Origin of the sequence: Arthrobacter sp. NPDC057388 (assembly GCF_042668165.1) — a bacterium.
Lineage (GTDB): Bacteria > Actinomycetota > Actinomycetes > Actinomycetales > Micrococcaceae > Arthrobacter.
Genome location: NZ_JBHVBL010000069.1, coordinates 1 through 12,722 on the forward strand (window position 1 = coordinate 1; position 12,722 = coordinate 12,722).

The 12,722-nt window shown below is 69.0% G+C and carries 9 protein-coding genes; 5 read left to right on the top strand and 4 right to left on the bottom strand.

Features of this window, described 5'->3' with window-relative positions; genetic code table 11:
• Positions 1-36: 36 nt before the first annotated feature.
• The 3 genes from ACFUTU_RS20295 to ACFUTU_RS20305 all read right to left on the bottom strand — a co-directional run bounded on the left by ACFUTU_RS20295 (position 37) and on the right by ACFUTU_RS20305 (position 3,356).
• The gene (locus ACFUTU_RS20295) at positions 37-1,284 is read right to left on the bottom strand and encodes an AI-2E family transporter (RefSeq protein ID WP_377967597.1); all 1,248 of its coding nucleotides are present in this window, start codon (positions 1,282-1,284) and stop codon (positions 37-39) included.
• Between the two features lie 75 nt (positions 1,285-1,359).
• Complete coding sequence (locus ACFUTU_RS20300) at positions 1,360-2,040, bottom strand: FadR/GntR family transcriptional regulator (RefSeq protein WP_377967599.1); 681 nt, start codon at positions 2,038-2,040, stop codon at positions 1,360-1,362.
• A gap of 14 nt (positions 2,041-2,054) precedes the next feature.
• On the bottom strand, positions 2,055-3,356 hold the full coding sequence (locus ACFUTU_RS20305; RefSeq protein WP_377967601.1) for an MFS transporter: 1,302 nt from the start codon (positions 3,354-3,356) through the stop codon (positions 2,055-2,057).
• Positions 3,357-3,500: 144 nt separating this feature from the next.
• On the opposite strand from ACFUTU_RS20305, the gene ACFUTU_RS20310 reads away from it, so the two are divergent.
• Genes ACFUTU_RS20310 through ACFUTU_RS20320 form a run of 3 tightly spaced genes read left to right on the top strand, consistent with a single transcriptional unit; the run spans position 3,501 to position 8,068 of the window.
• On the top strand, positions 3,501-5,138 hold the full coding sequence (locus tag ACFUTU_RS20310) for a CHAD domain-containing protein (RefSeq protein WP_377967603.1): 1,638 nt from the start codon (positions 3,501-3,503) through the stop codon (positions 5,136-5,138).
• A gap of 19 nt (positions 5,139-5,157) precedes the next feature.
• Positions 5,158-7,779: a PEP/pyruvate-binding domain-containing protein gene (locus tag ACFUTU_RS20315; protein WP_377967605.1), complete on the top strand. Its 2,622-nt coding sequence runs from the start codon at positions 5,158-5,160 to the stop codon at positions 7,777-7,779.
• 10 nt (positions 7,780-7,789) lie between these two features.
• Positions 7,790-8,068, top strand: coding sequence for a YciI family protein (locus ACFUTU_RS20320; protein ID WP_377967607.1), 279 nt, complete (start codon positions 7,790-7,792; stop codon positions 8,066-8,068).
• Between the two features lie 70 nt (positions 8,069-8,138).
• On the opposite strand, the gene ACFUTU_RS20325 is transcribed toward ACFUTU_RS20320, so the two are convergent.
• A complete protein-coding gene (locus ACFUTU_RS20325; protein WP_377967609.1) occupies positions 8,139-9,575 on the bottom strand; it encodes a PucR family transcriptional regulator in 1,437 nt (478 codons plus the stop codon).
• 142 nt (positions 9,576-9,717) lie between these two features.
• Between ACFUTU_RS20325 and ACFUTU_RS20330 the strand changes: the two genes are divergently transcribed.
• Complete coding sequence (locus ACFUTU_RS20330) at positions 9,718-11,148, top strand: aminobutyraldehyde dehydrogenase (RefSeq protein ID WP_377967611.1); 1,431 nt, start codon at positions 9,718-9,720, stop codon at positions 11,146-11,148.
• Positions 11,149-11,243: 95 nt separating this feature from the next.
• Entirely contained in the window at positions 11,244-12,599 is a 1,356-nt protein-coding gene (gene gabT, locus ACFUTU_RS20335) for a 4-aminobutyrate--2-oxoglutarate transaminase (RefSeq protein WP_377967613.1), read from the top strand.
• Positions 12,600-12,722: the final 123 nt, after the last annotated feature.

Genomic DNA, 12,722 nt, shown 5'->3' on the forward strand with positions numbered 1-12,722 from the left:
GCCGCCGTCGTGCGCTTATCACCCCCGCAGGTGAGGCTAGGTCGGCTGGGTGTCTGCCGGCGGCAGGTCCGGGTTCATGTCCTGGAGGCGGGGGTCCTCGGCGGTCCACACCTGGATGATCGCCCAGGTCACGGCGGCCAGCGGGACGGACAGGACGGCTCCGATGATCCCCGCCAGGATGGTGCCGGCGGTCAGGGCCATGAGGATGACCAGGGCATGGAGCTGCAGCGACTTGCCCATGACGATCGGCTGCAGCAGGTCGCCTTCAAGCTGGTTCACCGCGATGACCACTGCCACCACGATCAGCGCCACCACCGGCCCGTTGGCGACCAGTGCCACCAGCGCCGCGAGGATCCCGGCCACCGTGGCCCCGACAAGGGGAATGAAGGCTCCGATGAACACGATGATGGCCAGCGGGAGGGCCAGCGGCACCTGCAGGATCAGCAGCGCCGCGCCTATGGCAACGGTGTCTACGAGTGCCACGATGGCCGTGCCGCGGACATAGCCGCCCAGGACCTCGAGCGTCCGCTTGCCAACGCGCCGCAGCCTCGCCTCACGTTCCCCGGAGAACGGGCGCAGCAGGAAGTTCCAGATCTTCGCGCCGTCCTTGAGGAAGAAGAACAGGATCACCACCATGAGGGTCGCGCCGGCGAGGAACTCCGTAACCATGGACAGGCCGGTGATGGCGCCGGACCGGACCTGGCTGCTCGTGGCGAACTGGACGGCACCTTCCCGGGCCTGGTTCAGCTGCTCGCGCTCCAGGCCGAGCGGGCCGGACAGGAGGAAGGTTTCCAGTTCGTCCAGTCCTTTGGAAGCCTGCTGGACCAGTTCGCCCCACTGGCTGCGGACGGAGAAGTAGATCACGGTGCCGACGCCGGCCAGCAGGACCAGCAGGGCCACGAATGCCACGGCCGTGGCGGCTCCGCCTGGCAGGCCGCGGCGCCGGAGCAGGTTGACGAAGGGGCCGATGGCGGCGGCCAGGATCAGCGCGATCAGCACGGGGATGACCAGCAGCCGGACCTGCAGGAGGCCGTAAATGGACACGGCCGCCACGGCAAGGATCAGCAGCACCTGGGCGCAGCGGATCCCCACTCTTCCCAGGCTGTCGGACCACAGTTCCCTTGGAGTCCTGTGTTCCGGCTGGGCGGCTTTGCCGTGCGTGGGCGGGCCGGGTGCAGCCGGAGTGGGCGGGGGCGGGCCGGGTGCGGCCGGAGTGGGCGCGGGTGGGCCGGGTGCGAGCTCTTGGGGCGGATCTTGCTCGGACAGTCTTGCTGTGCGGGCCATCGGAACTCCTACTCATCAGGTCAATCAGACGACTGGCTTGATTAGTAAGCCTACTTCTTGTTCGGCGAAGGCCCGCTACTCCCGCAGCCAGTCCGCGCAGGAATTGAGGTTCCGGTGCACGCTGGCCACGGCTGCATCGCCGTCGTGTGCTTCGACGGCGTCCACGAGTTCGCCGTGGCCGGCGTCCGGCAGGCCGTTGAAACCCGGGCGCATATGCTGCTTCAGCAGGTCGGCGTGGAAGACGTCGCCGAAGCTGACGTAGAGCTCGTGCAGGAGGGGATTGCCGGAGGCCTGTGCCAGCCGCTCGTGGAAGCCCCAGTCGGCGCGGGCCCAGCCCGCATAATCCCCGGCGTGCCATGCCTCGGCACGCTCGGTGAGCAGCGCGCGCATGGCGGCGACGTCGTCGGCCGTGGCATGCCGGGCGGCGAGGCGGGCGGCCTGGGTGTCCAGCCCCACGCGGACTTCCAGGACGTGTTCGTTGGTGTGCTCCTTGTAGAGCCGGCGGGCGGCTCCGGAGATTTCGCTGGTGGCGCGGACGTAGGTCCCGTCGCCGCGGCGGACCTCGAGCATGCCGCTGTGGGCCAGGGCCTTGACGGCTTCACGCAGTGTTCCGCGGGACACGCCCAGCCCGCTCATGAGTTCCGTTTCGGACGGGATGCGCTGCTGGAGCGGCCACTCGCCAGTCTGGATCATCTCGCGGAGTTTGGCGGTGACTTCGTCCGCCAGCGGCGGGCGGTGCGACGTGCTCAGGGTCATGGCGTCCTATTCTTTCATTCCGCCGGCGCCCGTTCCGGCGGCACCGGTCCCGGAATGCCGGTTCCGGCGGTGGGGGTAACGGCGGCGGATCCTGACGCCCGCACACCGGCGGCGCGGCCGCTGCTCAGCAGGTGTGCCACCACAATCTGCACCACGGCGATGACCAGGAGCAGTGCCAGCGGCAGCATCCAGCTTCCCGTGGCGCTGTGCAGCAGGCCCATGCCGAACGGTCCGACGGTGGCCAGGAGGTAGCCCGTGGACTGCGCCAGCGTGGACAGTGCCGTGGTCTCCGCAGTGTTCCGGCCGCTGCGGCTGATGATCACCATGACCAGCGGGAAGATGCCGAGGCCAAACCCCAGCAGTACGGCCGGAATGACGGCCAGCGAAGCGGGGAGGGCGAGGAGCGCGGTAACGCCGGCGGTCATGGTGAGCGTGGCCATGTAGACGGCGGGCCGCAGCATCCGCGGCCGGGAACCGATGGCGATCAGCACCATGCCGGCCGGAACCGAGACCAGCTGCATGATGCCGAACATGAAGGCGCTGTCCGTGGCACTGAGGCCCATGGTGGTGAGCATGTACGGGAACCAGCTGAGCAGTGCGTAGGCCAGCAGCGCCTGCAGGGTGAAAATGGCGGTCAGCAGCAGCCCGGTCTTGGTCCGGAGCAGCGGCCACGGGGAGACGTGTCCGGCCGATTTCCGCACCGTGTTGCGGTGGGCGTGCAGGGTCACGGGAAGGAAGCCCAGGAACGCTGAGAGGGCGAGGATGCCGATGGTGCCCAGGCCAGCCGACGGCGACCCCAGCAGCTGCGACAGCGGAACCACGACGACGGCCATGACGGTGGCACCGCTGGTCATGGTCACCGTGTAGACGGCCGTCATGAGCGAGGTGCGGGCGGCGAAGTGCTCGCGGATGAAGGACGGCATGGACACGTTGCACACGGCCAGGCCGGACATGCCCACCACTGTGCCCAGCACCAGCATCCCCGTGGTGGGAATGCCCCGGACCAGCAGCCCGCCTGCCAGCATGCCGAGCGCGAGCAGGATCGCCTTCTCGACGCCGAGCTTCCCTGTCAGCCACGACGTCGCGGCTCCGGCCACGGCGAAGCAGAGCGTGGGAATGGAAGGGATGAGCGAGGCGACCAGCGGACCATAGCCCAGAACCTGCTGGAGGTCGTGCAGCAGGGCCGAGGCGCCGGTGATCCCGGCCCGCAGGTTCAGCCCGATGAGCACCAGGGCGATGACGCCGGCGACGACGGCGCCCCGCGGGTTGGTCGCGTGCGTGGCCAGGGTCGGGGGTGCTGAGGAAGTGGTCGCCATCCCTTAAGGCTAGACGTAAGACGTTTGATGTCTAGAACTTTGTGGGGAAACTCTCGCAGGTGCTCCGGCCCGGGCATAGACTCAGGCCAGCAGCAGCACCGCGAGCTCAGCAACCCCGGCAATGGGAAAGGACGCCGCCCAGCCATGAGAGCCGAAGGCCTGGAAACCGAGAAGAAGTACGACGTCGACGCCGGCACGGCGCTGCCCGACCTCGCCGCCATTCCCGGCGTGGGCCGGGTTGGCGAACCGCACGAGGTCCGGCTTGAGGCAATCTACTTCGACACGGCGGACCTGGTCCTCGCCGGCCGCGGCATCACCCTCCGGCGCCGCAGCGGCGGGGCCGACGCCGGCTGGCATGTGAAGCTTCCGCCCGGACCTGCCAGGGACGAGGGACCCGGTCCCCGCCAGGAGATCCACGCCCCGCTGGGCCAGGCCGACGTCGTTCCCGGGAAACTGCTGGCCCACCTCCACGCCTACCTCCGCGGCTCGGACCCGGTGCCCGTGGCCCGGCTGAATACACGGCGCACCACCCATGCGCTTTACGGGGACGACGGCGTGCATCTCGCCGACCTTGCGGACGACACCGTGGAGGCCGAGCTCCTGCAGGGGGCAGGCCAGGAGGCGACGGACCGGACGCAGCAATGGCGCGAATGGGAGCTCGAGCTGGTCCACGGCCAGCGGGAGGTGTTCGCAGCAGCCGAAGCCGTCCTGGCCGAGGCCGGAGCACGGCCGTCGGCACACGGGTCCAAGCTGCGGCGGGCACTGGGGCAGTCCGGTGTACCGGGGCAGGCCGCTGCACCGGGAAAGGTCCCGCAGGAGACTGACAACGGGGGAAAGCAGCCCGGCGGCGCGATACCGGGCAAGAAGTGGCCTGCGTCCGCCGTCGTCAGCGAATACCTGGCCGGGCAGATCAGCGAAATCCTGGCCAATGACGCCCGGGTGCGGCTGGAGGAACCGGACGCCGTCCATGCGATGCGGTCGGCCACCCGCCGCGTGCGGTCCGCTCTCGGGGTCTACCGGAAGCTCTATGGGCGCGCCGCGGTGGGAAGGATCCGCGACGAGCTCAAATGGCTGGGACGGATCCTCGGCACGCCCCGCGACGCCGAGGTCATGCAGGACCGGCTACGGATCAGCGTCGGAAAGCTTCCGCCGGGGGAGCCGGCCGACGACGTGAAGCGGCGGATCGAGCGTGAACTGGGCGCCAGGCTGGATGCCGGTTACCGCAGGACGCAGGAGGTGCTTCTGACCGACCGCTACTTCCGCCTCCTTGACGACCTCGAAGACTTCCGCGACCACCCGCCCGTCCGCCCGGCTGCATCGGCGCCGGCGCGCAAGGCCGCCGGCAAGCTGGTGGGCAAGTCGGCCAGACGGCTGCGCCGCGCCCATAAGTCGGCCCGCCAGGTCAAGGACGGCGCGGCCGAAAGGCCCGGCATGGAACTCCGGGACGCCACCGTGCACGAAACCGCACTGCACCAGGTCCGGAAGGATGCCAAGCGGCTGCGGCATGCTGCCGAGACCCTGGATCCTGTCTTCGGGCGGCGCGCCGCCAGGCTGGCCAAGGCCGCGCACAAGCAGCAGAAAATCCTCGGCGACCACCACGATGGCGTGATGGCGCGTATTTTCCTGGGGAAGCTCGCCGGCGGCCCCGACCTGCCGGAGCCGGTGGCCGCGGCGTATGCTGCACTCCTCAAGCGGGAGGAGAAAAGTGCGGCGAAGGCCGAAGCGAAATACCGCAAGGCGCACCGGAAGTCCCGGAAACTGATCCGGCGCGGGCTCACCTAGCGTAACGGCGGGAACGGACGTGGAGCGGCGCGACTCCAGCCCCGCGGGCACCGTCATCGGTCTTGCCCGCGTGGACGCCGGCATGCTGGCCGACGTGGGCGGCAAGGCCGCCAGCCTCGGCGTGCTGCTGGCCGCCGGACTGCCCGTTCCGCCCGGCTTCTGCGTCACCACCGCGGCGTACCGGCGGGTGGCGGAGGCGGCAGGAGTGGAACCTTCGGCGCCCGCGGAGCAGATACGCAGCAGACTGGAGGCCTTCCCGGTTCCCGAAGACATCGCCGTGGCCATCCGTGCGGCTTACGCCGGTCTGGGCAGCGACACTGTGGTGGCGGTGCGGTCGTCGGCCACCGCCGAGGACCTCCCGGAGGCCAGCTTCGCCGGCCAGCTGGACACCTATCTCAACGTCGCCGGCCCGGAGGCTGTGCTGGATGCCGTGCGCCGCTGCTGGGCCTCGCTGTGGACGGACCGGGCGGTGGCCTACCGCGCAGACCACGGGATGGACCAGCGGCCGGCGGGGATCGCCGTCGTTGTTCAGGAAATGGTGGACGCCGACGTGGCCGGGGTGATGTTCACGGCCAACCCGCTGACCGGCCGGCGCGGGGAGACCGTGATCGACGCGGCGCCCGGCCTGGGCGCGGCACTGGTCAGCGGGGCTGTGAACCCGGACCAGTTCACGGTGGATGCGGCCAGCGGGGAGATCCTCCGGCGGAGCGTGCGCGACGGCGGGCAGCAGGCGTGCCTGACGGATCACCAGATCCGGTCGCTGGCCAGGCTCGGGACCCTCGCAGAAGAACGCTTCGGCCAGCCGCAGGACCTGGAGTGGGCCGTCGGGCCGGACGGCGGGATCAGGGTTGTGCAATCCCGTCCGATCACGACGCTGTTTCCCCTGCCCGAGCCCGCCAGCGACGACGGGGTACGGGCGTACCTGTGTGCCAGCCTGCTGCAGGGGCTGACCCGGCCGCTGACCCCGATGGGGCTGGCATCCTTCACCCTGATGAGCGACAGCAGCCGGAGCGACAGCAGCCGGTCGGCCGGCGGCGCGCCGGCCGCGTACAGGTCCGCCCGGATCGGGATGCGCATGTATGTTGACATCACCCCGCTGCTGCGCAGCAAGGGCGGGAGGCGCGGACTGCAGAGGGCCATGAAGGTGGCCGATGCCAGATCCGTGGACGTGCTGGCCTACCTGGCGGCAGACCCCCGCTTTGCCCCCGCCAAGGCGTCCCGCCTTGCGTCCCTGAAAGCAGGGCTCCGTACCTCGCCGCCGCTGGGCCTGCTGGGCCATACCCTCCGCGCAATGGCCAATCCCGCCGCCGCGATGGAGCGCGTCACCGAATCGGGGGACGACCTGGACCGGCTGCTGGTCCTGCCGGAACCGGCCTCCGGAGTCGCGCGGCTGGATTTCGTGGAACGACTCCTCACCAAAGACCTCACGCCCGCCGTGATGCGGGCGCTGCCTCCGGCCGCTGCAGGGTACATCTGGCTGGGTCTTGCCCGGCTGCTGCTGGGCCGGCTCGCCAAAGCCGGGGACCTGCAGGCCGTGCTTCGCGGCTTGCCGCACAACGTGACCACGGAGATGGACCTGGAGCTCTGGCACGCCGCCACCGTGATCCGCCAGGACGCGGAGTCCTTCAGCGCCCTGACCGGGGCGGACCCGCAGGTGCTGGCCGGCCGCTACCTCGAGGGCACGCTGCCCGCCGTCTGCCAGGCAGTGCTGCACGGATTCCTCGACAGGTACGGACACCGCGCGGTGGCCGAAATCGACCTCGGCGTTCCGCGGTGGGGCGAGGATCCCGCACACATCATCAACGTCCTGGCGAATTACCTGAAGCTGGCGGACCCGGATTTGGCCCCGGACCGGCTCTTCCAGCGGGCTGCGGAAAAGGCCGAAGCCAAGGCCGCGGAACTGGCTGAACGGGCCGCCCGCTCCAGGGGCAGGATGACGGGAAGGATTGTTGCCCACAGCCTGCGGCGCGCCCGCGAAACGGCAGGAATGCGCGAGTATCCCAAATTCCGGCTGATCGAGGCCTTCGCCGTGCTCCGCCACCAGCTCCGGCTCGTGGGCGAGGACCTCGCAGACGCAGGCCGGATCTTTGCAGCCGACGACATCTTCTTCCTGGACCTCACCGAAGCCCGTGTCGGCCTGCGCGGCGCCGACCTCGGCGGTCTCGTCACCGAACGCCGCCGGAACTACCAGCGCGAGATGCGGCGCCGGCACATCCCGCGCGTGCTGCTTTCGGACGGCACCGACGTCGAGGCGGCCATGGCCGCGCAGACCCGGGCTGCTTCAGCCGGAGCGCCGGGAACGCTTGCCGGGGCGGCGGCCTCGGCCGGCACCGTCACCGGCAGGGCGAGGGTCATCCTGGACCCGGCCGGCGCCGACCTGGAGCCGGGTGAAATCCTTGTGGCGCCGTCGACGGATCCCGGGTGGACGCCGCTGTTCATGACCGCCGGGGCGCTCGTCATGGAGATGGGCGGACCTATTTCCCACGGTGCCGTGGTGGCCCGCGAATACGGGATTCCCGCCGTCGTCGGTGTCCCCGACGCGACTCGGCTGATTCATACCGGGGACACCGTCACCGTGGATGGATCGGCGGGGACGGTCACCCTGGCAGGACCCTCCCGGAACGCCGGCGCCGGCCGCTAGGATCACGTCCATGGAATCCGTTGTGATGTACAGCCTGCGTGTGGGCGTGGACCGTTCACGCGTGATGGAAACGTTCCCCCGCCACAAGGCCTACTACGAGGAGTTCCGCGCCGCCGGCGGCGGGCTCGTCGCGCTCGGCCCGTTCCAGGCTCCGGACCCGGCCGGCTCATCCATGGGAATCTTCACAACGCGTGAGGACGCCGAACGCTTCATCGCCGGAGATCCTTTCGTCACCGAGGGCCTTGCAGAGCCGCGCATCCTCGACTGGGATGCCGTGCGTTTCGAGTAGGTGCCTGGCTGGACGGCTGGACGGCTTTGCCCGCGGTTCGCTGTGACCTGCGGTGCCGGGGCGCGGCGGCTCAGCCCGCGGGGCGCGCGCCGAGACGGGCGACTGCAAGGGCCAGCCAGAGCTGTACCCGGTCCGCGGTGACGGAGGGGTCGTAGCCGGTGAGTTCGGTAATCTGTGCCAGCCGGTAGCGGACCGTGTTCCGGTGCAGGGTCAGGGCCTCGGCGACTGCTGCAACGGAACCGTTGTTGTTCAGGTAGCTCTCCAGCGTGGCCATCAGTTCGGCGCCGTGGGCGGCGTCGAAGCTGCGCAGCGGGTCCAGTGACTCGTTGGCCATGTCCGCCAGCGGGACGTCCTCGCTGGCCAGGAGCAAAGACGTCAGGCTGAGCCGCTCCGGCTCGTTCACCGGCAGCCCGTGGCTGGCCGCGTCACGCGCCTCGAAGTAGCTCCAGCGCAGGCCGTTCGGCTTGGTGTACGCCCCGCCGATGCCGATGGTCGCGTGAATGCCGGCTTCGGCGAGGTGGTCGCTGAGGCTCTTTGCCATCGCTGTGGCGCCGCGACCGTCGTCGGGCACCACCGTCACGAGGTCCTTTCCGACGACGGCGGTCACCGCGTTCTCGAGTGCCTGCGGCAGTGAGGAGCTGACCAGCTGCTTGTGGTGCGCCTCGGAGCCGGCCAGGATCACCACGTTCTTGCGGGTGCTGTTGATGCCCGTCCCGGCAAGGCGGCGCTGGGCCTCGCTGGGGTCCAGCGTCCCGTGGATCACGTCCTCCAGCACCTGGCCGCAGAGCGCGCGCTCCGCCTGGCGCTGCTTGACCATGTTGTTGAGCTCCACGCTGATGAGGTTCTGCGCGTAGCCGATGATGCCAGAGTCCTCGAAAGGCTGCTTGACCCACAGCGTGCAGGCGTCGCGGCGTCCAGTGGGGATGGGATATGTGGTCCAGGACTCGGCGGAGGGCGGCTCGCTGCCGCTGTTGTACAGCTGGGCGGTGAACTGGGTGAGGGCGATCTCCGTGCGGAGCATCCCGCCCAGGTGGCGCAGCAGCTCGGCGAGGCCGCCTCCGGTGAGCAGCGCGCGGGCCAGGATCTGGTGCCCGGCGATGAGCCGCTCCAGCTTTGAGTAGTGGTCCGCTGACTGGGCGTCGGCCACCAGCTTGCTGATGGCGATGAACGGGGTGCCGTAGGGGACTTCGACCACCGGCAGCCCCCAGCGGTTCGCCTCCGCGACCAGCGCCGGGGGAACGGCGTCGTGCGAGAGGCCCACGCCGAAGCCGATTCCGACGGCCCCGGCGCGCTGGACCTGGCGCACAAAGCGGCGCTGTTCGGGGGCGCTTTTCATACGCAGCCCGGTAGTCAGCACCAGTTCGCCGCCGTTGAGGAAGCGCTGCGGGTCCTCCAGTTCGGTGACTGCAACCCAGCGGATGTCCTGGTGGGAGGTGGTCTCTGCGAGGCTGGATTTCTTGAGTCCCAGAGACTGCACGGCCAGCAGCGCCGCAAGGGAAATTGCCATGGATCAAGGGTAGCGGGATGCTGGCCGATCGCACTAAAGCACACGTTCAAGGGTGTGCAGGTGGCTATTCCCCGGGGTGTCGGGCTGGAATAGGCTCGAGTCAGCCGCATCACACTATTCAGGACGAAAGAGGTTGTACACCGTGGTTCAAACCTTGCAGAACTTCATCAACGGAGAGTTCGTCAAGCCCGCCGGCACGGGCCTGATCGACATCGTGAACCCCGTGACCGGCGATGTCGTGGCGAAGTCGCCGGTATCAGTGGAGGCCGACGTCGACGCCGCCATGGCTGCCGCCAAGGACGCCTTCAAGTCCTGGAAGCACGTGACGCCCGGCCAGCGCCAGCTCATGCTGCTCAAGCTCGCCGACGCCATCGAGGCCAACAGCGACGAACTTGTCGATGCCCAGCACCGCAACACCGGCCAGGTCCGTTCCCTGATCGCGTCCGAGGAAGTGGCCGCCGGCGCCGACCAGCTGCGCTTCTTCGCCGGTGCCGCCCGCATCCTCGAAGGCAAGTCCGCCGGCGAGTACTTCGAGGGCCACACCTCCTTCGTCCGCCGTGAGCCGATCGGCGTCGTGGCCCAGGTGGCGCCCTGGAACTACCCGTTCCTGATGGCCATCTGGAAGATCGGCCCCGCGCTCGCAGCGGGCAACACCGTGGTCCTGAAGCCGTCCGACACCACGCCCGAATCCACGCTGGTCCTGGCGCGCCTGGCCGCGGACATCCTGCCGGCCGGCGTCCTGAATGTCATCCTGGGCACCGGCGAAACCGGTGCGCTGATGGTGGAGCACAAGGTCCCCGGCCTGGTTTCCATCACCGGCTCCGTGCGTGCCGGCATCGCCGTCGCCAGCGGCGCGGCGAAGGGCCTCAAGCGGGCACACCTGGAACTGGGCGGCAAGGCCCCGGCCATCGTCTTCAAGGACGCCGACATCAAGAAGAGCGCCGCGGCCATCGCCGAGTTCGCGTTCTTCAACGCCGGCCAGGACTGCACGGCCATCACCCGGGTCCTGGCTGAGGATTCGGTGCATGACGACCTCGTGGCAGCCATGGTGGAACACACCAAGACGCTGCACACCGGTTCGCAGAACGACGAGGACAACTACTTCGGTCCGCTGAACAATGTCAACCACTTCAAGGCCGTCACCGCCGCCGTGGATTCGCTCCCGGCCCACTGCCGGATCGAAACCGGCGGCCACCGCGCCGGGGAGAAGGGGTACTTCTTCGAACCCACCATCGTCACCGGCGCCAAGCAGACGGACGACATCGTGCAGAAGGAGACGTTCGGCCCGGTCATCACCGTGCAGAAGTTCAGCACGGAGCAGGAAGCGGTTGAGCTGGCCAATGACGTCGACTATGCACTGGCGTCCAGCGTCTGGACCAGCGACCACGGCACGGCCATGCGCCTCAGCCGCGATCTGGACTTCGGTGCGGTCTGGATCAACACGCACATCCTCCTCACCGCTGAAATGCCCCACGGCGGCTTCAAGCAGTCCGGCTACGGCAAGGACCTCTCCATGTACGGCGTGGAGGACTACACCCGCATCAAGCACGTGATGTCCGCACTGGACGCCTGACGAGTCCCCCCTCCCCACCAGCCCCTAACCTCGCTCTGCCCGGCCAGGGAACCGGCTGGCGTGGGCCCACCAACGCAGTAAAGAAAGAAACCCCCATGACCACCACTGCCAACGAAATCACCTACCGCCTCGAGCAGAAGCGCCGCGTCCAGGCCGACTTCCCGGGCCCCAAGTCCGTCGCGCTGACCGAACGCCGCAAGGCAGTGGTCGCCGCCGGCGTCGCTTCCAGCGTTCCGGTCTACGTCGCTGACGCTGACGGCGGAATCATCCACGACGTCGACGGCAACTCCTTCATCGACCTCGGCTCGGGCATCGCGGTGACCAGCGTCGGCGCGTCCGATCCCGCCGTCGTCGGTGCCGTGAAGGAGGCCGTGGAGCACTTCACCCACACCTGCTTCATGGTCACGCCCTACGAGGGCTACGTCGCGGTCGCCGAGCAACTGAACAAGCTCACCCCGGGCACCCACGAAAAGCGGACCGTCCTGTTCAACTCCGGCGCCGAAGCCGTGGAAAACGCCATCAAGGTGGCACGCCTCGCCACCGGCCGGGACGCCATCGTCGCCTTTGACCACGCCTACCACGGCCGCACCAACCTGACCATGGCGCTGACCGCGAAGGCCATGCCGTACAAGACCAACTTCGGCCCGTTCGCGCCCGAGGTCTACCGCATGCCGATGAGCTACCCGTTCCGCGAGGAGAACCCGGAGATCACCGGCGCCGAGGCCGCCAAGCGCGCCATCACCGCGATCGAGAAGCAGATCGGCGGCGACCAGGTGGCCGCCATCATCATCGAGCCGATCCAGGGCGAGGGCGGCTTCATTGTCCCGGCCGAGGGCTTCCTGCCGGCGCTGTCCGCGTGGGCCAAGGAAAAGGGCATCGTGTTCATCGCCGACGAGGTCCAGTCCGGTTTCTGCCGCACCGGCGAATGGTTCGCCGTGGACCACGAGGGCATCGTTCCGGACATCATCACCATGGCCAAGGGCATCGCCGGCGGCATGCCGCTGTCCGCGATCACGGGCCGCGCGGACCTGCTCGACGCCGTCCACCCGGGCGGCCTCGGCGGCACCTACGGCGGCAACCCGGTGGCCTGCGCCGCCGCGCTGGCCTCGATCGGTTCCATGCAGGAATACGACCTCAACGGCCGCGCCAAGCACATCGAGGAACTCTCCTTCGGCAAGCTGCGCGAACTCGCCAGCGAAGTTTCGGTGATCGGCGACATCCGCGGCCGCGGCGCCATGCTCGCCATCGAGCTGGTCCAGGCCGGTTCGAAGGAGCCCAACCCGGATCTGACCAAGGCTGTTGCCGCCGCCTGCCTCAAGGAAGGCGTCATCATCCTGACCTGCGGCACCTACGGCAACGTCATCCGCCTGCTGCCGCCGCTGGTGATCAGCGACGAGCTGCTGCTGGACGGCCTGGAGGTCCTCGCCGCGGCCATCAAGGCCAACGCGTAGCTCCACCCCCACTAGGCGCGAACGTACAGTTGTGGCCCCGCAACGGACTCAAAATAGGGCCACAACTGTTCGTTCGCGCTGAACGCACCGGATTGACGACGACGGCGGGCCGGGTACCAAAGG